Below are 21,482 nucleotides of genomic sequence, written 5' to 3' on the forward strand. Positions count from 1 at the left end.
ATTATACCCGAGCGCGGGCTTCAGTCACAGTCCACCGGGTCCAGGCACAGCTGCTTGCTGCCCTTGGCGTACCAGCCGTCGCCCAGCGGCTCGTAGATGGCGCATTCGCCCATGCTGTCCTTGTAGATGTGCAGGGAGATGGCGATGCGCTTCGGGTCCGGGTTGCGGATGGTGTGGTACTCGTGCGGCGGGATGATGCAGCCCGAGGAGCCGACGCCGCCCATCATCGGTTCGTGGCGCAGGAAGCGGACCTTGCCGTCCTTCTGCTCCAGCAGTTCGTACTGGGTTATCTCGATCTCGCCCTGCCAGACGCCTTCCACGCCCCACAGGCCGCAGTGGTCGTGGATCGGGGTGCCTTGGCCCGGCGCCCAGGTCATCGCCACCACGCTGACGCCGCTGTCCGGGCATTTGTAGATCTCGCGGCGGGCGTAATGGCCTTCCACCGGTTCGAACACGCATTCGGGCAGGAACAGCGCCTTCTCGTTGATCAGCCGGATCATGCCGTCGCGCAGCACGCGCACGGTCTCGTCGCTGTCGGTGCGGCCGCAGGCGTCGCGGAGCAGGGCCAGCAGTTTGTCCTTGCCGGTGAAGTCGAGGTCGTTCATGCGGTGTCCTTGAGGTCGTCGAGGAAGCGGCGGATGGGCGGCGCGAACCGGTCGATGTCGACCAGGAAGGCGTCATGGCCCTGGTGCGAGTCCAGCGGCACGAAAGTGGTGCGCGCCCCGCCGCGGGCCAGGCCGTCGGCGATCTGCTGCTGCTGGTGCAGCGGGAACAGGATGTCGGTGCTGGCGCCCAGCACCAGCGCGCTGCCGACGTGGATGCCGGACAGCGCCTCGGTCAGGTCGTCGTCGCTGTGCGCGCAGCTCCGGCAGAAGTCGAACCAGTCCATGGCGCGGCTCAGGTACAGGTAGCAGTTCGGGTCGAACTGGTCGACGAAGCGTTCGGCGTGGGCTTCCAGATAGCTTTCCACCGCGAACTCCATGCCGAAGCGGTCGTTGTCGCCGGGGTCCTCGTTCAGCCGCACGCGGCCGAAGCGGCCCTCCCATTCCACCGCCGAACGGTAGGTGACCACGCCCAGCTTGCGCGCGATGCGCATGCCATTGCGCGGGTAGTCGCCGTCGCCGTAGCGGCCGTTGTTCCACTGCGGATCGAGGCGGATGGCCTCGCGCTGCAGCGAGCGGATGGCGATGGAGAACGGCAGCGCCTGCGCGCTGCCGGAGACGTTGATGTGGCTGCGGGTGAACAGCGGGAACTGCTGCAGGAACGACAGCGCCACCATGCCGCCCATCGAGTTGCCGATCAGGCAGGCCAGCGATTCGATGCCGAGATGGTTCAATACCGCCTTGGCGGCCTTGGCGCAGTCCTCCACCGACAGGTCGGGGAAGTCGAGGCGGTAGGGCTGGCCACTGTCGGGGTCGATCGAGGCCGGACCGCTGGAGCCCTTGCAGCTGCCGAGGGTGTTGACGCAGACCACGAACCAGCGCTCGGTGTCGATGGCCTTGCCGGGCCCGAGCATCGCTTCCCACCAGCCTTTGTCGGGGTTATCCGGCGAGCCGGCGGCGTGCGCGTTCGGCGACAGGCCGGTCAGGATCAGCACGGCGTTTTCGCCCTTGGTGTTTAGCGCGCCCCAGGTCTCATACGCCATCCGGCCCTGCTTCAGGCTGCCGCCGCGCCGGAAGGCGAACGGCGAGGGCAGCGGGGCGAAGCGGGTGCCGGGGGCGATGAATTCCGTCATGGTTGTTTGCGCAGAACCAAAGTGACCGGAGCCAGTTTATCCGATTGCACCGTCAGCGTTTCGCTCTGCCAGTCGCCGGCGCCGGCTTCGGCGCTGCCGCTGGCCGAAATGCGCGCGGACAGCGTGAACGCGGCTTGGCTGGACAGCGTCGCGGTCGGCATGATCGAGTCGGCGTCCGACAGCGCCAGCTGCACCGGGAAGGCCGAGACCGGCAGGCGCTTGGCCGCCACCGGCGGACCGCCGCCGTCGACGCGCTTGGCGAACACGAACAGCACCGCGCCCGGCGGCGTGGCGGCACGCAGGGCCGGGTCGAGCTCGACGGTGACCTGTACGGTCATCGCGGCCGGCAGCACGGAGTCGGCCAAGGGCGGCTGGCCGGCTTGGACGCGGGCCTGGTTGATCTGCGGCAGCAGGGCTTGCGCGGTCTGCCGGTCGAGTTCCGGCAACAGCGCCTCCCAAGCCTTGGCGGCCTCGGCGGCTTGGCCGGCCTGCAACAGCAGGATGCCGCGGAAGAAGCGGGCGCGCTGGTTGCCCGGTTCGGCGGCGATGGCCTTGTCGATCCATTCGCGCGCGCGCGCATCGGGCACGTCCGGCTTGCCGGCGCGGAAGAGGGATTCGGCGTAATCGACCATCAGCGCGGCGTTGCCGGCGTCGCGCGCCAGCGCCTCGGCGAAGTGCGGCTGCGCCTCGGCCGGACGGCCGAGCTGCATGTAGCTGCGCGCCAGCAGCACGCGGGCCTCCTGGTTGGCCGGTTCGGCGCGCACCACCGCTTCCAGTTCCGCCAAGGCCTGGTCGAGCTGCTGCGCCTGATCGACTTGCGGCGACGGCGGCGGTACGTAGCCGATGGCTTCCGGCCGACCGAGCAACAGATACAGGCCGAGCACGGCGGCGGCCGAGACGCCGCCGATGCCCAGCGCCAGGCCGCGTCGTGCCGGCCATAGCGGATACAGGGCGAATGCCAGCACGGCGAGGGTGAACAGGGCGGCGATGCCGATGAAAAGAGCCATTACCATTCCTCGTTGTCGGCGGCGGGCGCGGCCGCGGCGGGTTGCTTGCGCCGGATGATGCGATAGACGGCGATGCCGCCGGCCAGCAGGATCAGGAACGGCCCGACCCACAGCAGCCAGTTGCCGCCGCGCATCGGCGGTTCGTACAGCACGAAGTCGGTGTAGCGCTCCACCAGATACTGCTTGATTTCGTCATTGCTGCGGCCTTCGCGCATCAGCGCCAACACCTCGCGGCGCAGGTCGTGCGCGATCGGCGCGTTGGAGTCGGCGATGCTCTGGTTCTGGCACATCACGCAGCGCAGTTCGGCGGTCAGCGCCTTGAAGCGCTGTTCTTCGGCCGCACTGCGGTAATCGACCGGCTCCAGCGCCGCGGCGGTTTGCCCGAGCAACAGGGCCAGCAACACCAGCAGCGTCCTCATGGCGTGTCCTCCAGCAGCGGGCGGATCCTGTCCTGCACGATGTCCGGCGTCAGCGGGCCGATGTGCTTGAAGCGCACGATGCCCTCGGCGTCGACCACGAAGGTCTCCGGTGCGCCGTAGATGCCCCAGTCCAGCGCGGCCTGGCCGTCGGCGTCCTGCACCACCAGCGCGAACGGGTTGCCGAACTGCGCCAGCCAACGGCTCGCGTCCTCGGGCGTGTCCTTGTAGTTGTAGCCCACCACCAGCGCGCCGGATTTGGCCAGCTCGGTGATCACCGGATGCTCGACCCGGCAGCTCACGCACCAGCTGCCCCAGACGTTCAGCACATAGGGGCGGCCGCGCAGGGCGTCCACCGCGATGCGCGACTCCGGCAACGGCAGTTCCGGCAACGTCAGTGCCGGCGCCGGTTTGCCGATCAGCGGCGAGGGGATGGCGGAGTTGTCCTTGCCCGAATTCATGCGCACGCCGACGAACAGCAACGCGGCCAACAGCACGAAAGCGATCAGCGGCAGCAGGCGGTTCATGCCGCGCCGCCTTGGCGCCGAAAGCGCTTGTCGAAGGTCACCAGCAGCGCGCCGAGCGCCATCATCAGCGCGCCGAACCAGATCCAGCGCACGAACGGCTTGACGTGCAGGCGCAGGGCCCAGCCGCCGGCATCGTCGATCGGTTCGCCCAAGGCCACGTACAGGTCGCGGGTCAGGCCGCCGTGCATGTCGGCTTCGGTCATCACGCTGCCGCCGGAGGCGTAGCGGCGTTTTTCCGGATGCAGGCGGGCGTCGACGTTCTCTCCCTGGCCGACCAGGATGCTGCCGCGGTCAGCGACGAAGTTCGGGCCCTGCACTCGCTGAACGCCTTCGAAAGTGAAGCGGTATTCGCCGATTTCAAAGCGTTGTCCGGGCTTGGCAGCCACGTCCTTCTCCACGCTCAGGCCTTCGGTCATCAGCGCGCCGAAGCAGAACACCGCCACGCCGGCGTGCGCCAGGGTCATGCCGGCCATTTCGGCGGTGAAGCGGCCTTGCGCGTGCTTGATGCGCTGCCAGACGAAACGCGCGGTGCCGAGCAGAAGCCACAGGCCGGCGAACCAGGCCATGGCCGCCTTCAGCGGATGCTGCGGCGCGCGGAAATACGCGACCACGGCGGCCAACGCGGCCAGCGCCAACCAGGGCAACAGCCAGCGGCCGACCGCACCGAGGTCTTCCTTCTGCCAGCGGCTGAGCGGGCCGAACGGGATCAGCAGCACCAGCGGCGCCATCAAGATCAGGAACAGCTTGCCGAAGTAGGGCGGACCGACCGAGACCTTGCCCAAGCCCAAGGCTTCGGCCAACAGCGGATACAGGGTGCCGAGCAGCACCATCGCCGCCGCCGCCGACAGCAGCAGGTTGTTGACCAGCAGCAGGCTTTCGCGCGATTGCCACTGGAACGGCTTGCCGGCTTCCTTCGGCGCGCGCCAGGCGAACAGCGCCAGCGAACCGCCGACCACCACGCACAGGAAGGCCAGGATGAACATGCCGCGCTCCGGGTCGGAGGCGAAGGCGTGCACCGAAGTGAGTACGCCCGAGCGCACCAGGAAGGTGCCGAGCAGGGAAAGCGAGAACGCCGCGATGGCCAGCAGCAGGGTCCAGCTGGAGAAGCTGCCGCGCTTCTCGGTGGTAGCCTGCGAATGCAAGAGCGCCGCGCCGACCAGCCAGGGCATGAAGCTGGCGTTCTCGACCGGATCCCAGAACCACCAGCCGCCCCAGCCCAGCTCGTAATAGGCCCAGAAGCTGCCGAGCGCGATGCCGAGGGTCAGGAACGCCCAGGCCACATTGGTCCAGGGCCGCGCCCATTGAATCCATCGCGTGTCGATGCGGCCGTCGATCAGCGCCGCGATGGCGAACGCGAACGCGACCGAGAAGCCGACGTAGCCGATGTACAGCAGCGGCGGGTGGAAGATCAGGCCCGGATCCTGCAGCAGCGGATTCAGGTCGTGGCCTTCCAGCGGCGCCGGCAGCATGCGCTCGAACGGGTTGGAGGTGATCACCGTGAACGCCAGGAAGCCCAACGCCACCATGCCCATCACCGACAGCACGCGCGCGCGCACGGCGTCCGGCAGGCGTTTGGAGAACAGCGCCACCGCGGCGATCCACAGGCACAGGATCAGCACCCACAGCAGCAGCGAGCCTTCGTGCGCCCCCCAGACCGCCGAAATGCGGTACATCGGCGGCAGCAGGGTGTTGGAGTTCTTGGCGACATAGGCCACCGAGAAGTCATGCAGTTCGAACGCGACGGTCAGCAATACATAGCTGACCGTGACCGCCGCCAACAGCGCGTAGGCCAGCGGCCGCGCACTGCGCATCAGGGCCTCGTGCCCGCGTTGCGCGCCGAGCAGCGGCAGAGCGGAAAGCAGCAGGGCCAGCACGAAGGCCAGCAGCAGGGCGAGTTGTCCGAGTTCGGGCAGCATCAGGGCGCTCCGCAGTCGATGGTGTGCCGGGCGTCGCCGCCGCTGTTCATCTTGGCCAGCATCTCCGGGTTCATGCTCTTGGCCACCTCTTCCGGCATGTAGGTCTCGTCGTGCTTGGCCAGCACTTCGGTGGCGGCGAATTCATTGCCGTCCAGCTTGCCGGTGGCGATCACGCTGGTGCCTTCCTTGAACATGTCCGGCAGGATGCCGTTGAAGTGCACCGGCACATGGCGTTTGCCGTCGGTGATGTTGAAGCGCACGTCGAGCGTGCCCTCGGTGCGTTGCACGCTGCCTTGGCAGACCACGCCGCCGAGGCGGAAGCGGCCGTCGGCCGGGGCCTTGCCGGTGCGCACTTCGGTCGGGGTGTGCAGGTAGTTGATGTTCTCCTGCAGCGCCAGGGTGATGAACACCGCGGCCACCGAGGCCGCCAGCAGCACCAGGCCGACTAGGATCAGGCGGCGTTTGCGGACCGGGTTCATGCCTGGCCTCCTTTGCGCTGCTTCAGGCGGATGGCGCGCATCGCCCGGCCGAGGGCCATGCGCGGCGCGGCGTAATCCCACAGCATCAATGCGGCGAAGGCGCCGTAGGCCATCAGGATGTAGTTCCAGTGGTTCATTTCACGTCTCCATAGCGCTCGAGCGTCCATTGTTTCCGGCTTTCCTGCTGCAGGTTGAGCACGCGCGTGCGCACCAGCAGCGAACCGATGTACCAGAGCTTGGTGGCCACCAGCAGCACCAGCAGCGGCCACATCATGCTGGAATCCATTTTCGAGGGGCCGATCAGGCGGATGGTCTCGCCCTGGTGCAGGGTGTTCCACCAGGTCACCGCGAAATGCACGATCGGCACGTTGACCACGCCGACGATGGCCAGGAAACCGGCGGCGCGCGCGGCGGCGCGGCGGTCCTCGATGGCGGCATACAGGCCGATCACGCCCAGATACAGGAACAGCAACACCAGCTCGGAGGTCAGGCGCGGATCCCAGGTCCACCAGGTGCCCCAGGTCGGCTTGCCCCAGACCGCGCCGCTGATCAGCGTGATGGCGGTGAACAGCGCGCCGACCGGGGCCGAGGCCATGGCCAACAGCTCGCACAGTTTGATGCGCCAGACCAGGGCAATCACGCTCTGGATGGCCATGATGACGAAAATGGACATGCTCATCCAGGCCGCCGGCACGTGGATGTACAGGATGCGGAAGCTGTCGCCTTGTTTGTAGTCGGCCGGTACGGCGAACAAGGCGCCGTATATGCCGATGGCCATCAGCACGAAGGCGGCGAGGAAGCTCGGGCCGGCCCAGCGCGTGGCGAATTCGTCGAAGCGGGGCGGCGAGCCGGTCTGGTTGAACCACAGGATGATTTTGTTCATAGGTCAGCTCAGGGCGAGTCGCAGGGCGGTGGCGGCGGCCCAGGGCGCCAGCACCAGAAGAAGGGCGAGGCCGGCGCACATCAACCAGATGGCGCCCAGCCAGGGCAGGCCTTGCGCGGCCGACCACACGCTGCCGGCGCCGAACACCAGCACCGGCACGTACAGCGGCAGCGCCATCAAGGCCAACAGCATGCCGGAGCGGCGGATGCCGAGCGTCAGCGCGGCCACCACCGCGCCGATCAGGCTCATCAGCACGGAGCCGACGGTCAGGCCGAGCATCAACACCGGCAGCAAGCCGTCCGGCAGGAACAGCATCTGCGCCAACAGCGGCGTGACCAACAGCACCGGCAGGGCGGTGGTCAGCCAGTGCACCAACACCTTGCTGGCGATCACCAGCGGCAGCGGCACCGGCGCCAGCAGCAGCTGTTCCAGGCTGCCGTCCTCCAGATCGCTGCGGTACAGGTTGTCGAGCACCAGCAGGCCGGCCAGCAGATGCGCGACCCAAATCACCGCGCCGGCGCTTTGCGCCAAGCGCGCCGGTTCCGAACCGAGCGCCAGCGGAAACATCACGCACACCATCAGCGCGAACAGCAGCGGCTGCGCGGCGTCGCCGCGGCGCTGCCACATCAGCGCGGTGTCCCGGCGCAGCAGGGCGAGGAATTCAGCCATGGGCCGCGCTCCGCCGGATGTCGAGCGTGCGCACCGGCACCGCCGGCGCGGCATAGGCGCCGTGGGTGCTGATCAGCGCCGCGCCGCCGGATTCGATATGGCGCTGCACCAGGGCGTTGACCCAGGCGATGCCGGCCAGATCGAGGTTGGCGTAGGGTTCGTCCATCAGCCACAGCGGGCGCTCGCCGGCCTGCAACCGCGCCAGACTCAGGCGTTTGTTCTGGCCGGCCGAGAGCTTGCCGGCCGGCGTGTCTTCGTAGCCGGCCAGGCCGCAGTCGGCGATCAGGCGTTCCAGCAAGGCTTCATCGTGCCGGCCCTGCAGGGCGGCCGAGAAGCGCAGGTTCTGCAGCACGGTCAGTTCGGCCTTGTGCCCGTGCCGGTGGCCCAGATAGGCCGCCAGTTGCACGAAGCCGTCGCGCCCGAAGTCTTCGCCCTGCAGGCGGATCCGGCCGGATTCCGGCGGCAACAGGCCGGCCAGCACGCGCAGCAAGGTGGTCTTGCCGGCGCCGTTATCGCCTTTCACCAGCAAGGCTTCGCCGGCGTCGATGCGGAAATCCAGCGGCCCGAAGATGCGCTCTTCGTTGCGCGAGAAGCACAGCGCATCGGCTTCAATCAGGGCGGCGGCGGCAACGGGCATCGGGGTCCACGGGCGGGCATCGGATTACCCGGCCATTTTAACGGTTTTACAATCACTTAAACGCTAAAATCGGGTGAAAATGCGCCGGCTGACGCATACTATTGACCTGAATCAATCCGGAACCCGCTGATGATCCCGCAAACCAAGCTGCCGAAGGTCGGCACCACCATTTTCACCGTGATGTCGCAGATGGCGATGCAGCATCAGGCGGTCAACCTCGGCCAAGGCTTTCCCGACTTCCCGGTGCCCGATTTCCTGGTCGAATCGCTGGCGCGCGCCATGCGCGACGGCAAGAACCAGTACGCGCCGATGATGGGTGTGCCGGCGCTGCGCGAGGCGATCGCCGAGAAAACGCTGGCCTGCTACGGCCATACCGCGTGTCCGGACTCGGAAATCACCGTCACCAGCGGCGCGTCCGAGGCCATCTTCGACGCCGTGCTGGCGGTGGTGCGTCCGGGCGACGAGGTCATCGTGCTCGACCCCTGCTACGACTGCTATGAACCGGCCATCGACCTGGCCGGCGGCGTGTGCGTGCACGTCGCGCTGGACCCGGCCGATTTTTCGGTCGACTGGCAGCGCCTGCGCGCGGCGGTCACGCCGCGCACCCGGATGATCTTCATCAATTCGCCGCACAATCCCTCCGGCGCGCTGTGGACCGCCGACGACATGCAACGCCTGATCGAACTGGTGCGCGGCACCGACATCGTGGTGCTGTCGGACGAGGTGTACGAGCACATCCTGTTCGACGGCGCCCGGCACGAGAGCGCGCTACGCTATCCGGAGCTGGCCGAGCGCAGCTTCGTGGTGTCCAGCTTCGGCAAGACCTACCACTGCACCGGCTGGAAGATCGGCTACTGCGTGGCGCCCAAGGCGCTCAGCGCCGAATTCCGCAAGGTGCACCAGTACAACACCTTCTGCAGCTTCGCGCCGGCGCAGTGGGCGTTCGCCGAGATGATCCGCCAGCACCCCGAGCACCACGCCGAACTCGGCGCGTTCTATGAAAGCAAGCGCGATTACCTGCGGACGCAACTGGCGCGCACGCGCCTGCGGCCGTTGCCGGTGCCGGGCGGCTATTTCCAACTGGTCGATTACTCCGCCATCTCCGATCTGCCGAATGCCGAATTCGCGCGCTGGCTGTGCGTGGAGAAGGGCGTGGCGGCGATTCCGCTGTCGCCGTTCTACGAGCGCCCGCCCGAAGGCCAACGCCTGATCCGCCTGTGCTTCGCCAAGAACGCGGAAACCCTGGACGCCGCCATCGCGCGCCTGGAGCAGGTATGAGCGCGTCGGACCTGAACGTGGCCATCGTGCAGGCCGATACCGTCTGGCACGATCCGCCGGCCAACCGCGCCCGCTACGCCGAACGCTTCGCGGCGCTTTCGCCGGGCGTCGACCTGGTGGTGTTGCCGGAGACCTTCACCTCGGGCTTCTCCAATGAAGCGCTCGAGCGCGCCGAAACCATGGCCGGCGAGACCGTGGCCTGGTTGCGCGCGCAGTCGGCCGAACACGGCTTCGCCATCACCGGCAGCGTGCAGATCCGCGACGGCGATGCGGTGTACAACCGTATGCTGTGGGTACAGCCCGACGGCAGCGTGCGGCATTACGACAAACGCCACCTGTTCCGCATGGCCGGCGAACATACCCGCTACGCCGCCGGCGCCGACCGGCTGCTGGTCGAATACAAGGGCTGGCGCATCTGTCCGCTGGTCTGCTACGACCTGCGCTTCCCGGTGTTCTCGCGCAACCGGTTCGGCCACAGCGTGCCGGACGCCTGCGACTACGACCTGCTGATTTACGTGGCCAACTGGCCGAGTCCGCGCCATTTCGCCTGGCAGACCCTGCTGAAGGCGCGCGCCATCGAAAACCTGAGCTATGTGATCGGCGTCAACCGCACCGGCACCGACGCCAACAACCTGCATTATCTGGGCGGCAGCGCCGTGCTCGATTTCCTCGGACAGCCCCTGGCCGAAGCCGACGATACGCCGCAGGTGTGCAGCGCGCGGCTGTCGTACGCCGAGCTGAGTGCCTTCCGCCAGCGCTTCCCGGCCTATCTGGATGCCGACCGTTTCACCTTTGACGATTGATCTGCCGGAGCCCGCCATGAAACCCGTTCTGCTCGCCGTTGCCCTCGCCGCCGCCGTCGCCTTGCCGTTGAACACGGCCGAAGCCGCCAAGGCGGTCAAGTCCGCCGATTACACGTTGCTGGTACAGGAACTCAACACCGGTTTGAAATCGCCTTGGGGCATGGCGTTCCTGCCCGACAAACGTATTCTGGTGACCCAGAAGCCGGGCACGATGCTCATCCTGTCGGCCGACGGCCAGCGCGTGGAGCAGACGCTGGCCAACCTGCCGGCGGTGGCGGCGCAGGGCCAGGGCGGCCTGCTCGATGTGGTGCTGGATCCGGATTTCGCCCGTAACCGCACCATTTACTGGAGTTATGCCGAACCCGGCACCCGTGCCGAAAACGGCCTGTCAGGCACTGCGGTGGCACGCGGCGTGCTCGGCAAGGACGGCTTGTCCGGCATCCGCGTGATCTACCGGCAGGTTCCGAAAGTGAAGGGCAACGGCCACTTCGGTTCACGCCTGGTGTTCGGCCGCGATGGCAACCTGTTCGTCACCCTCGGCGACCGGCAGAAGTTCACGCCAGCGCAGGACATGGCGCAGAGCCTGGGCAAGGTCGTGCGCATCACCCGCGAGGGCCGCCCGGCGCCCGGCAATCCGGCGTGGAAAACCGCCGGCGCGCGTCCGGAAATCTACAGCCTCGGCCACCGCAATCCGCAGGGCGCGGCCCTGCATCCGGTCACCGGTGCGCTGTGGCTGAACGAGCATGGCCCGCAGGGCGGCGACGAGATCAACCGCGTGCAGGCCGGCCGCAATTACGGTTGGCCGGACGCCAGCTACGGCTGCAACTACGGCCAGCCGATCGGCGACAAATGCCGGCTCGGCGGCGGCACGCACGTGCCGAAATTCGTCGAGCCGCTGAGCACCTGGACCCCGGTTTCGGTGGCGCCGGCGGGCCTGCTGTTCTACACCGGCAAGGCCTTTCCGGCCTGGAACAACGACGTGCTGATGGGCTCGCTGGCCGGCCAGTCGCTGTGGCGCCTGCGCTTCAACGGCGACCGCGAGACCGCGCGCGAGCGCCTGTTGGCAGATGTCGGCGAGCGCATCCGCGACATCGAGCAGGGCCCCGACGGGTTCCTGTACCTGCTGACCGATTCCGGCAAGCTGCTGCAGATCAAGCCGCTGGGCAAGTAGGCCTAGGGTTCGCGGCGCGTGCCGCCGGCAATGAAAAAGCCCGCAATCGCGGGCTTTTTCGTGTCACTCAGTCGTCCGACGGGAAACCGTCTTCCGGTTTGCGCCGTTTGAACGGCGGGCGTGGGCCCTTGGCCGCGAACGGACGGTCGCCCTGCGGCTTCGGGCCGCGCGGCTTGAACGCGCCGCCGGCCGGTTTGGGGCCACGCTGGCCGTATGGACTGTCGCCCTGCGGACGCGGACCTTTGGGCGCGAACGGACGATCACCCTGCGGCTTCGGACCGCGTGCGGCGTACGGACGGTCGCCTTCCGGACGCGGACCGCGGTTGCCGAACGGCTTGGCGGTACGCTCACCAAAAGGCTTGGACGGACGTTCGCCGAACGGTTTGGGCGCACGCGGGGCGCGCGGCGGCGCCACGCGCGAACCGGTATCGACGCCTTCCGGCACATACCAGGATTTGAACTCGCCGCCGGGCTGGGCGCCTCCGGGGCGCGGGCCTTTGCCGAAACGCGGCTTTTCGGCGCGGTTGCCGAAGTTGTCGTCGCGCGGCGGGCGCGGGCCCTTGGCGAACGGCTTGCCGGCACGCGGCGCGCGGTTGCCGGCGTTGTCGTTGCCGAATTTGCCGCCACCACCGGGCTTGCCGAACGGCTTCTTGGCGCCGGCGCCGGGACGGCCGCGGCCGCGCGGACGGTCCTCGCGGACGTGGTCGAAGCGGCGCAGTTCGCGTGCCTCGTCGTTGACGTGGCCGTTGACGTAGGCGCCTTGGGCGCGTTCGCCGCCGACGCGGATTTCGGTCGGCTTGGATTTGCGTTGGCCGATCACCGGCTGCAGGGTCAGCACCGGCACGTTGTTGTCGAGTCCGAAATGGGCGCGCAGGGCGTCGACTTTCGGCTGCTCCAGCTCCACGCATTGGCCGCGTTTCAGCAGGCGCGGCAGGGTGATGTCGCCGTAGCGCACGCGCTTCAGGCGGCTGACCTGGTAGCCCTGCGATTCCCACAGGCGGCGCACTTCGCGGTTGCGGCCTTCGGTGATCACCACCTGAAACCAGGCATGCGAGTCGCTGGAGCCGATGCGTTCGATCTTCTCGAACTTGGCCGGGCCGTCCTCGAGCGCGACGCCGCGCGCCAGGCGGTCGACCACGTTGTCCGGCACCTCGCCGTGGATGCGGCAGACGTATTCGCGTTCGATGTTGCCCGACGGGTGCATCAGGGCGTTGGCCAGCTCGCCGTCGGTGGTCAGCAGCAGCAGGCCGGTGGTGTTGATGTCGAGCCGGCCGACGGCGATCCAGCGCGCGCCTTTCAGGCGGGGCAGGGCGTCGAACACGGTCGGGCGGCCTTCGGGGTCTTCGCGGGTGGTGACTTCACCCTCGGGCTTGTTGTAGATCAGCACCGAGCCCGGTTCGCTCAGGGCGCTGGCGACGAAGGTCTTGCCGTCGATCTCGATGCGGTCGCCGCTGGCGACCGACTGGCCGGTCTGCGCGGTGGCGCCGTTGACCTTGACCGCGCCCTGCGCGATGCGCTCCTCCAGCAGGCGGCGGGAGCCGAGTCCGGCCTGGGCCAGCACTTTGTGCAGGCGCTCGGAGGCTTTGGTTTTGGATGCGGTATCGGTGCCTTTCAACGAAAGGACTTTGCGAGGGGTCTCGCTCATTCAGTGATTCTCCGGCGCGTGGCGCCTCAGTGCTGCGTATCGTCTGTCGTCGTCTCGACGGGGTCTTCCGATGCGTCGTGTTCGGGGGTGGCGGATGCGTCTCCGGCCTCGGCTGGCCCGCTCGGCTCCGTGTGCACGGCGGCCTGAGCCGGGATGGGCTCGGAAATGTCGAAAGACAGCTGCGGTTCCAGTTCCGGGTATTCCTTCAATTCCGCCAAGGGCGGCAATTCGTCCAGGCTCTTCAGGCCGAAATAATCGAGGAAGGTCTTGGTGGTGCCGAACAATTCCGGGCGTCCGGGCACGTCGCGGTGTCCGAGAACGCGGATCCACTCGCGTTCCTCCAGCGATTTTATCATAGATGCGCTGACGCTGACGCCGCGGATCTGCTCGATCTCGCCGCGGGTGATCGGCTGGCGGTAGGCGATCAGGGCCAGGGTCTCCAGCGTGGCGCGGGTATATTTGCCCTGCCGTTCGGTCCAAAGCCGCGCCACATACGGGTGCACATCGGCCTTGACTTGGTAGCGCCAGCCCGAAGCGACCTCGACCAATTCGACTCCGCGGCCCTCGCAGGCGTCTTTAAGCGCGGTTAAGGTCTGTTCGATCGAACCGGGCTTGGGCGGCGCGTCGCCGAACAGTTCATACAGCTGTTTGACGGTCAGCGGCTGCGGCGAGGCCAGCAGGGCGGCCTCCAGCATCGGCGGCAGATTCGGTTCGGTTTCGCTCATGGCAGGTCGTACTCAGGTCGACGGTTGGTCGAATTCGGATTGGAGGAGGTCGCGCTCGGCGGCCTCGGTTTCTTCGGCGGTCAGTTCGCGCGCGCGCACGAAAATCGGCGCCATCGGGGCTTCCTGCACGATTTCCAACAGGCGCTCCTTGGCCAGCTCCAGGATCGACAGGAAGCTGACCACCACGCCCATGCGGCCCTCTTCGGGCGTGAACAGGGTCTCGAAGCCGTGGAACTGGCCGTCGGACAGACGTTCCAGCACGCGCGTCATGCGCTCGCGCACGCTCAGCGCCTCGCGCTTGATGGCGTGCCGGCTGAACAGGTCGGCGCGCTTGAGCACGTCGCGCAGGGCCAGCAGCATCTCCTTCAAATCCACGTCCGGCGGCGCGCGGTGCACGATGCGGTCGGGCATGAAGGCGTGCGCCACGCTGGTGTCGCGTTCCAGGCGCGGAATGCCGTCCAGGTCCTCGGCGGCTTTCTTGAAGCGCTCGTATTCCTGCAGGCGGCGCACCAGCTCGGCGCGCGGGTCGGCGTCGGTGCCGTCCTCGGCGGGCGGGCGCGGCAACAGCATGCGCGACTTGATCTCGGCCAGGATGGCGGCCATCACCAGGTATTCGGCGGCCAGCTCGAAGCGCAGCTCCTCCATCACCCCGATGTAGGACACGTATTGCTTGGTGATTTCAGCGACCGGGATGTCGAGGATGTCGAGGTTCTGGCGGCGGATCAGGTACAGCAGCAGGTCGAGCGGGCCCTCGAAGCTTTCCAGGATGACTTCCAGCGCGTCCGGCGGGATGTACAGATCCTGGGGCATCTGCAGCACCGGTTGGCCTTTGACCAACGCCAAGGGCATTTCCTGTTGTTGCGGCGTCTGGGCGTGAACGGGCTCAGCGGCCTCTGGCACGGGCGTTTGGGTCATGGAGAGTCGTCGGGTCGGCGAGTGTGCGCCGCGGAGGATTTCAGGGTAAGCGGAAAGCCGGGGCTTGTAAAGGAACGTGCCCGCAAACCGGCATTATATCAATCAAAACAAGGCGTCACGCAGCTTGAACCAGGCCATGGCGGCCACCAGCAGGGGTGTGCGCAACAGCCGGCCGCCGGGGAAATCGCGGTGCGGAATGCGGGCGAAGGCGTCCAGTCGTCCGGCTTGGCCGCGGATGGCCTCGGCCAGAATCCGGCCGGCCAGGCCGGTGGCGGCGATGCCGTGGCCCGAAAAGCCTTGGGCGTAATAGATGTTCTGGCCCAATCGGCCCCAGTGCGGCGCACGGCTGAGCGAGATGTCAACGTAGCCGCCCCAGACATATTCCATCTCGATGCCGGCCAGGCGCGGGAACACCCGTGTCATCCGGCGGCGCAGGGTTCCGGCCAAATCCGGCGGCGGCAGGGTGGAGTACGAGGCGCGGCCGCCGAACAGCAGCCGGTGGTCGGCGCTGAGCCGGAAATAGTCCAACGCCCAGTTCACGTCGGCCACCGCCATGTCGTTGCGGATCAGGTCGCGGGCCAGGGCTTCGCCCAAGGGCGCGGTGGCGCCGATGTAGGTGCCGACCGGCATGATCTTGGCATCCAGCTCCGGCGCGATGCCGTGCACATAGGCGTTGCCGGCCAGCACCGCGAAGTCGCAGGCCACCTCGCCGTGGGCGGTCTTGAAGCGCGGCGTCGGGCCGCGCTCCAACGCCGTCACCGGCGAGTCTTCGAAAATGCGCACGCCGAGCGCCAGAGCGGCCTTGGCCAAGCCCTGCGTGTACTTCAGCGGGTGCAGATGGCCGCTGCGCGGATCGAACAGGGCGCCCAGATAGCGCTCGTTCGGCATCACCGCCTGCAACTGTTCCCGTTCCCACCACTGCAGCGGGTAGCCGAAGTTATCGGCCAGGTCGCGCTGCCAGGCCTTCAGTTCGGTGATGTGGCGCGGCTTGATCGGCACGTGCGCATGGCCGTCGCGCCAGTCGCAGTCGATGCCAAATTCGGCGCAGCGGGTTTTGATCAGGTCCAGGCCTTCCAACGACCAGTCGAACAGGCGTTTCGAGTCGGCCAAGCCGACCGCCTGGGTGATCTTGGCCTGGTCGCAACCGAAGCCGAAGATGGCCTGGCCGCCGCTACGGCCCGAGGCGCCCCAAGCCACGCGCTTGGCTTCCAGCACGATGACCGACAGTCCGGCCCGGGCCAGTTCGATGGCGGTCGACAGGCCGGTGATGCCGGCGCCGAGGATGCAGACATCGGCGCGCTGCGTGCCGGCCAACGCCGGTTGGCGCGGAAACGCCGGCGCCGAGGCCGCGTACCAGGAACGGATGTGCTCGCTGCCGGACATCGGGTGTGCCGGCTCAGACCGAACGCAGGTACCAGTCGTATTCGAGGGTGGTGACTTCGGTGTAGAAGCTGCGCATCTCCTTCAGCTTCTGCTGGCCGAACACGTGCTGGAATTCCGCGCCGAACATGTCCTTGATGAAGGTGCTGGCCATGAAGTCGTTGATGGTGTCGCGCCAGAACAGCTGGCGCTGCTCGGTCTGCTCGTAGGCGTTGCCGACGATGGCGGGGCCCGGGTCGCCTTTGGCATCGAGGCCGTGCAGGATGCCGGCCAGCACCGCGGCGGTGACCAGGTACGGATTGGCGTCGGCGCCGGCGATGCGGTGTTCGATGCGCACGTTCTTGGCGTCCGAATGCGGGATGCGCATGGCCACCGTGCGGTTGTTGAAGCCCCAACAGTCGTTCAGCGGCACGAACGCGTTCAGCACGAAGCGGCGGTAGCTGTTGGCGTGCGGCGCGAACATCAGCATGCAGTCCTTGGATACCTGCTGCAGACCGGCGATGGCGTGCTTGAGCGCCGGCGCGGGGGCTTCCTTGGTGCTGGCAAAGATGTTGTTGCCGTCCTTGTCGAGCAGGGACACATGGATGTGGGTGCCGGAACCGGCTTGATCCACGAAAGGCTTGGCCATGAAACTGGCCAGCATGCCCTGCTGCTCGGCGATCGATTTGATCGCGCGCTTGAGCATGATGGCGTCGTCGCAGGCGGCTACGGCGTCGTCGCGGTGCTTCAGGTTGATCTCGAACTGGCCCGGCGCGTATTCGGCCACGGCGGTGTCGGCCGGGATGGCCTGGGCCTTGCAGGCGTCGGCGACGGTATCGGTGAAATCCTGATAATCGTTCAAATCACCCATGTAATAGACCTGGGTGGTGCGGTTGCGTTCGCCGGTGGCCGGGTTGATCGAGGTCTGCGGCCGGCCGTCGGGGGTCAGTTCGCGGTCGAGCAGATAGAACTCCAGCTCCACCGCCACCACCGGGGTCAGGCCGCGGTCGGTGAATTTCTGCACCACGTTCTTCAGCACTTCGCGCGGGTTGGCCGAGAACATGCCGCCGTGGAAGCCTTCCATGCTCAGCAGGCACTGCAGCATCGGGCGGCCCTGCCAGGGAATCGGGCGCAGGGTGCCGGGAATCGGGCGGCAGATGCGGTCCTCGTCGCCGATGTCGTAGCCCAGGCCGGTCTCTTCCACGGTATTGCCGGTGACGTCGGTGCCGATCAGCGACATCGGCAGGCAGACGCCGTTCTGGTACACCTTCTCCAGCGCGTCGCGGGTGATGCGCTTGCCGCGCAGCAGGCCGTTCATGTCGGGCAGGATGAGGTCGATCAGTTCGGCGTTTCCGTATTCGGCCAGCACGTTGGCGTCGGCCGGATGGAGGGTGTTTTCGGTCATGATGGGGCATCCGCAGTCGTTGCAGGGATACTAGCAGACATTTTTGGACGTGTAAAAAATATTCATCAGGCGTGGCGGTTTCACCCCGGCGCGGCCGACTCCGTGCGTTCCGGCGGCCTTTTCGGAATGCATCCCAAGCGCCCGTTTGATGGGCAAAACCGCGGAAATACGGGGCCTCCAAGGCCACAAAATTTCTGTTGATAAAATTTTACAGGCGGGTTAGGGTAATCGCTCTACACATCGCGATTTCCGGTTCACGCATGATTTTCGTCGGTATCCCTGCAGACAGCAGAATGCTCGGCCCGCACCCGTTCCAGGCGGTGGGCGAGAAATACATCCGTGCCGTGCTCGACGGCGCCGACGCCCAGCCGCTGCTGATTCCTTCGATGCACCGTGGCCTGGATCTGGATGCCTTGCTCGACCACCTGGACGGCCTGCTGTTGCCGGGCTCGCCGAGCAACATCGAGCCGCACCATTATTCCGACGAGCCCAGCTACGAGGGCAACCTGCACGATCCGGCGCGCGACCTGACCACGCTCAACCTGATTCCCAAAGCCATCGCCAAGCGCGTGCCGGTGTTGGCCATCTGCCGCGGCTTCCAGGAAGTGAATGTGGCCATGGGCGGCAGCCTGCACCAGAAGGTGCACGAGGCGCCGGGCCTGATGAACCACAAGGAAGACCTGAGCCAGCCGCTGGACGTGCAGTACGCGCCGGCGCATCCGGTCAGCCTGCTGAAAGGCGGCCTGCTCGAGCGCTTCGCCGGCGCCGACAGCGTGATGGTGAACTCGCTGCACGGGCAGGGCATCAACCGGCTGGGCGAGAACCTGATCGCCGAAGCTATGGCGCCTGATGGACTGGTCGAGGCCGTCCGTCTGGATTGCGAGGACACCTTCCTGTTGGCCCTGCAGTGGCATCCGGAATGGAAGGTGACCGAAAATCCGTTCTACCTCGAAATCTTCAAGGCCTTCGGCGCCGCCTGCAAAGCCCGCGCCGAACGCCGCAACCGGTGACCCATGAGCAAGAAAGCCGCGAAACCCGCCAAATCATCCGCCAAGCCGACGAAGGAAGCCAAGCCCGTCAAGAAGCCGGTGCGCAAAGTGCTGCCGGCCAAACCCGACAAGCTGGCGCCGCCGGCCAAGCCGATCAGCGCCAGCGCGCGCGAGGAGAGCGACCTCAAGCGCTGGCTGCGTGAGCACCGCATCACCGAGGTCGAATGCCTGGTGCCGGACATGACCGGCAACGCCCGCGGCAAGATCATCCCGGCCGCCAAGTTCTCGCATGACTTCGGCACCCGCCTGCCGGAAGGCATCTTCGCCACCACCGTGACCGGCGAATACATCGATGAATACGACGAGATCGTCAGCGCCTCCGACTCCGACATGTACCTGCGGCCGGACGCGCACACCCTGCGCGTGGTGCCGTGGGCCTCGGATCCGACCGTGCAGCTGATCCACGACTGCTATACCAAGGACGGCAAGCCGCACGATCTGGCGCCGCGCAACGTGCTGCGCCGGGTCATCGAGCGCTACGACGCGCTCGGCCTGAAGCCGATCATCGCGCCCGAGCTCGAGTTCTATCTGGTGCAGAAGAACACCGACCCGGATTTCCCGCTGCAGCCGCCGACCGGCCGCAGCGGCCGGCCGGAGACCGCGCGCCAGTCCTATTCGATCGACGCGGTCAACGAATTCGACCCGATCCTCGACCTGATGTACGACTACTGCGAGGCGATGGAACTGGACGTGGACACCCTGATCCACGAATCCGGCGCCGCCCAGCTGGAGATCAACTTCATCCACGACGATCCGCTGTCGCGCGCTGACCAGGTGTTCCTGTTCAAGCGCACCATCCGCGAGGCGGCGATGCGCCACGACATCTACGCCACCTTCCTGGCCAAGCCGATGGAGAACGAACCCGGCAGCTCGATGCACATCCACCAGAGCATCGTCGACGCCAAGACCGGCCGCAATGTGTTTGTCGGCAAGGACGGCGCCCGCCACAGCGAATTGTTCATGAACTACCTGGGCGGCCTGCAGCGCTACATCCCGGAGGCCATGGCGTTCTTCGCGCCGAACGTGAACTCCTACCGCCGGCTGATTTATGGCGAGGTCTCGCCGAAGAACGTGCAGTGGGGCTACGACAACCGCACCTGCGGCCTGCGCGTGCCGTTCGACTCGCCGGAGAACATGCGGGTCGAGAGCCGCTTCGCCGGCTCCGACGTCAACCCCTATCTGGCCATCGCCGCGACCTTGGCCTGCGGCCTGCTCGGCATCGAGCAGAAGTTGCAGCCGACGGCGCCGTCCACCGGCTATACGCACAGCACCGGTTTCGAGCTGCCGAAATCGATGCAGGACTCGCTGGAGTACCTCGAGCGCTCCGAGGCCCTGGCCGACATCCTCGGCGAGCGCTTCTGCAAGGCCTATGTCTGCATCAAGCGCAAGGAATACGAGACCTTCTTCCGCGTCATCAGCTCTTGGGAACGCGAGTTCCTGCTGCTCAACGTATAACCAAAGAACGGAACGCACGCCATGACCCACAGCTACCAGCATCTGCAGCGCCTCGACGCCGCCCACCATATCCATCCGTTCAACGACAACGCCGAGCTGGCCAAGAAGGGCACCCGCATCCTGGTCAAGGGCGAGGGCTGCTACGTCTGGGACGCCGAGGGCAACAAGCTGCTGGACGCCTTCGCCGGCCTGTGGTGCGTCAACGTCGGTTACGGCCGCAAATCGATGGCGGACGTCGCCGCCCGGCAGATGGAGCAGCTGGCCTACTACAACACCTTCTTCCAGTGCTCGACCGAGCCGGCCATCCACCTGTCGGCCAAGCTGGCCGAGATCTCGCCGGCCGACCTGAACCACGTGTTCTATTCCAACTCCGGCTCGGAAGGCAACGACACCGTGCTGCGCATGGTCCGCCACTTCTGGGCGGTGCAGGGCCATCCGGCCAAGAACGTGGTGATCGGCCGCCACAACGGCTATCACGGCTCGACCATGGCCGGCGCCAGCCTGGGCGGCATGAAGGGCATGCACGCGCAGGGCGGCCTGCCGATCCCCGACATCCACCACATCGATCCGCCGTTCTTTTTCGCCGATGGCGGCGAGATGTCCGAGGACGAGTACGGCCTGGCCGCGGCCCGCCGGCTGGAAGAGAAAATCCTGGCGCTCGGCCCCGAACGCGTCGCCGCCTTCATCGGCGAGCCGATCATGGGCGCCATCGGCGTGTACATCCCGCCGCGCACCTATTGGCCGGAGGTGGAGCGCATCTGCCGCAAATACGACGTGCTGCTGGTCGCCGACGAGGTGATCTGCGGTTACGGCCGCACCGGCGAGTGGTTCGGTTCGCAGTATTTCGGCTTCACCCCCGACATCATGACCACCGCCAAGGGCCTGACCTCCGGCTACATCCCGATGGGCGCGGTGTTGTTCAACGAGCGCGTGGCCTCGGTGCTGCGCCATCAGGGCGGCGAGCTGGCGCACGGCTACACCTATTCCGGTCACCCGGTGTGTGCCGCGGTGGCGCTGGAGAACATCCGCATCCTGCAGGACGAGAAGATCGTCGAGACCTGCCGCACAGATACCGGCCCCTACCTGGCCGAGCGCTGGCGCGAGCTCGGCGAGCATCCGCTGGTCGGCGAGGCCCGCATCGCGGGCATGGTCGGCGCGCTGGAACTGGTGCCGGACAAGGGCGTCCGGCGCTTTTTCGAGGAGCGTGGCAAGGTCGGCGCGTTATGCCGTAATATTGCCCTGAAGAACGGGTTGATCCTCCGGGCCACCTACGATTCGATGTTGCTGTCGCCGCCGTTGGTGATCAGCCGCGACGAAATCGACGAGCTGTTCGAGAAGGCTTGGAAGTCGCTGAACGAAACCGCGCGGGAAATCGCCTGAGCGGTGGTTGGGGCCGCCGGTGACGGCG

Annotated in this window: 21 protein-coding genes and 1 pseudogene; 6 read left to right on the forward strand and 16 right to left on the reverse strand. The window is 66.9% G+C overall.

The genetic code is table 11. The annotated features are described in order from the left end of the window. Positions 1-20: 20 nt before the first annotated feature. The 11 genes from IEV56_RS06835 to ccmA are packed head-to-tail and all read right to left on the reverse strand — an operon-like array spanning position 21 to position 8,269. Positions 21-605: a cysteine dioxygenase family protein gene (locus IEV56_RS06835; RefSeq protein ID WP_188449108.1), complete on the reverse strand. Its 585-nt coding sequence runs from the start codon at positions 603-605 to the stop codon at positions 21-23. Continuing rightward, positions 602-1,735, reverse strand: a complete 1,134-nt coding sequence (gene metX, locus IEV56_RS06840; protein ID WP_188449110.1) for a homoserine O-acetyltransferase MetX — start codon at positions 1,733-1,735, stop codon at positions 602-604. The genes IEV56_RS06835 and metX overlap by 4 nt, the downstream gene beginning before the upstream one ends. Then, positions 1,732-2,742 carry a c-type cytochrome biogenesis protein CcmI/CycH gene (locus IEV56_RS06845; RefSeq protein ID WP_188449112.1) on the reverse strand — a complete coding sequence of 337 codons (1,011 nt, stop codon included), beginning with the start codon at positions 2,740-2,742 and terminating at the stop codon, positions 1,732-1,734. Before IEV56_RS06845 ends, metX begins: the two co-directional genes overlap by 4 nt. Beyond that, positions 2,742-3,161: a cytochrome c-type biogenesis protein gene (locus IEV56_RS06850; protein WP_188449114.1), complete on the reverse strand. Its 420-nt coding sequence runs from the start codon at positions 3,159-3,161 to the stop codon at positions 2,742-2,744. Before IEV56_RS06850 ends, IEV56_RS06845 begins: the two co-directional genes overlap by 1 nt. Further along, positions 3,158-3,685, reverse strand: coding sequence for a DsbE family thiol:disulfide interchange protein (locus IEV56_RS06855; RefSeq protein WP_188449116.1), 528 nt, complete (start codon positions 3,683-3,685; stop codon positions 3,158-3,160). The genes IEV56_RS06850 and IEV56_RS06855 overlap by 4 nt, the downstream gene beginning before the upstream one ends. Continuing rightward, on the reverse strand, positions 3,682-5,601 hold the full coding sequence (locus IEV56_RS06860) for a heme lyase CcmF/NrfE family subunit (RefSeq protein ID WP_188449118.1): 1,920 nt from the start codon (positions 5,599-5,601) through the stop codon (positions 3,682-3,684). The genes IEV56_RS06855 and IEV56_RS06860 overlap by 4 nt, the downstream gene beginning before the upstream one ends. Continuing rightward, a complete protein-coding gene (gene ccmE / locus IEV56_RS06865) occupies positions 5,601-6,080 on the reverse strand; it encodes a cytochrome c maturation protein CcmE (RefSeq protein WP_188449120.1) in 480 nt (159 codons plus the stop codon). The genes IEV56_RS06860 and ccmE overlap by 1 nt, the downstream gene beginning before the upstream one ends. Further along, positions 6,077-6,217: a heme exporter protein CcmD gene (gene ccmD, locus IEV56_RS06870; RefSeq protein ID WP_188449122.1), complete on the reverse strand. Its 141-nt coding sequence runs from the start codon at positions 6,215-6,217 to the stop codon at positions 6,077-6,079. The genes ccmE and ccmD overlap by 4 nt, the downstream gene beginning before the upstream one ends. After that, positions 6,214-6,963, reverse strand: a complete 750-nt coding sequence (ccmC, locus tag IEV56_RS06875) for a heme ABC transporter permease CcmC (protein ID WP_188449130.1) — start codon at positions 6,961-6,963, stop codon at positions 6,214-6,216. The genes ccmD and ccmC overlap by 4 nt, the downstream gene beginning before the upstream one ends. 3 nt (positions 6,964-6,966) lie before the next feature. Beyond that, a complete protein-coding gene (ccmB, locus tag IEV56_RS06880) occupies positions 6,967-7,632 on the reverse strand; it encodes a heme exporter protein CcmB (RefSeq protein ID WP_188449132.1) in 666 nt (221 codons plus the stop codon). After that, positions 7,625-8,269: a heme ABC exporter ATP-binding protein CcmA gene (gene ccmA / locus IEV56_RS06885; RefSeq protein ID WP_188449134.1), complete on the reverse strand. Its 645-nt coding sequence runs from the start codon at positions 8,267-8,269 to the stop codon at positions 7,625-7,627. The genes ccmB and ccmA overlap by 8 nt, the downstream gene beginning before the upstream one ends. A gap of 129 nt (positions 8,270-8,398) precedes the next feature. Here ccmA and IEV56_RS06890 point away from each other — a divergent pair, with 129 nt between their 5' ends. From IEV56_RS06890 to IEV56_RS06900, 3 genes are read left to right on the forward strand one after another with little or no spacing between them, the layout of a single operon-like run. Next, positions 8,399-9,547, forward strand: coding sequence for a pyridoxal phosphate-dependent aminotransferase (locus tag IEV56_RS06890; protein ID WP_188449136.1), 1,149 nt, complete (start codon positions 8,399-8,401; stop codon positions 9,545-9,547). Further along, complete coding sequence (locus tag IEV56_RS06895) at positions 9,544-10,350, forward strand: amidohydrolase (protein WP_188449138.1); 807 nt, start codon at positions 9,544-9,546, stop codon at positions 10,348-10,350. Before IEV56_RS06890 ends, IEV56_RS06895 begins: the two co-directional genes overlap by 4 nt. Before the next feature lie 16 nt (positions 10,351-10,366). After that, entirely contained in the window at positions 10,367-11,521 is a 1,155-nt protein-coding gene (locus IEV56_RS06900; protein WP_188449139.1) for a PQQ-dependent sugar dehydrogenase, read from the forward strand. A gap of 67 nt (positions 11,522-11,588) precedes the next feature. Here IEV56_RS06900 and rluB read toward each other — a convergent pair whose 3' ends face one another. From rluB to IEV56_RS06925, 5 genes and pseudogenes are all read right to left on the reverse strand, one after another. Further along, positions 11,589-13,166 (reverse strand): 23S rRNA pseudouridine(2605) synthase RluB, encoded by a 1,578-nt coding sequence (rluB, locus tag IEV56_RS06905; protein WP_188449141.1) that lies wholly within the window; start codon positions 13,164-13,166, stop codon positions 11,589-11,591. Positions 13,167-13,207: 41 nt separating this feature from the next. Further along, positions 13,208-13,891, reverse strand: a pseudogene (gene scpB, locus IEV56_RS06910) (SMC-Scp complex subunit ScpB); the annotation flags it as partial. Positions 13,892-13,903: 12 nt separating this feature from the next. Next, positions 13,904-14,806 (reverse strand): segregation and condensation protein A, encoded by a 903-nt coding sequence (locus IEV56_RS06915; protein ID WP_188449146.1) that lies wholly within the window; start codon positions 14,804-14,806, stop codon positions 13,904-13,906. A 102-nt stretch (positions 14,807-14,908) separates the two neighbouring features. After that, the gene (locus tag IEV56_RS06920) at positions 14,909-16,189 is read right to left on the reverse strand and encodes an NAD(P)/FAD-dependent oxidoreductase (RefSeq protein WP_188449148.1); all 1,281 of its coding nucleotides are present in this window, start codon (positions 16,187-16,189) and stop codon (positions 14,909-14,911) included. A 13-nt stretch (positions 16,190-16,202) separates the two neighbouring features. Beyond that, positions 16,203-17,573, reverse strand: a complete 1,371-nt coding sequence (locus IEV56_RS06925) for a glutamine synthetase family protein (RefSeq protein WP_188449383.1) — start codon at positions 17,571-17,573, stop codon at positions 16,203-16,205. 257 nt (positions 17,574-17,830) lie between these two features. Between IEV56_RS06925 and IEV56_RS06930 the strand changes: the two genes are divergently transcribed. Genes IEV56_RS06930 through IEV56_RS06940 form a run of 3 tightly spaced genes read left to right on the forward strand, consistent with a single transcriptional unit; the run spans position 17,831 to position 21,454 of the window. Then, positions 17,831-18,580 carry a gamma-glutamyl-gamma-aminobutyrate hydrolase family protein gene (locus tag IEV56_RS06930; protein WP_188449150.1) on the forward strand — a complete coding sequence of 250 codons (750 nt, stop codon included), beginning with the start codon at positions 17,831-17,833 and terminating at the stop codon, positions 18,578-18,580. 3 nt (positions 18,581-18,583) lie between these two features. After that, positions 18,584-20,074: a glutamine synthetase family protein gene (locus tag IEV56_RS06935; protein ID WP_188449152.1), complete on the forward strand. Its 1,491-nt coding sequence runs from the start codon at positions 18,584-18,586 to the stop codon at positions 20,072-20,074. Positions 20,075-20,095: 21 nt separating this feature from the next. Beyond that, positions 20,096-21,454 carry an aspartate aminotransferase family protein gene (locus tag IEV56_RS06940; RefSeq protein WP_188449154.1) on the forward strand — a complete coding sequence of 453 codons (1,359 nt, stop codon included), beginning with the start codon at positions 20,096-20,098 and terminating at the stop codon, positions 21,452-21,454. Positions 21,455-21,482: the final 28 nt, after the last annotated feature.

The organism is Arenimonas maotaiensis, from assembly GCF_014638745.1.
GTDB classification, from domain to species: Bacteria; Pseudomonadota; Gammaproteobacteria; order Xanthomonadales; family Xanthomonadaceae; genus Arenimonas; species Arenimonas maotaiensis.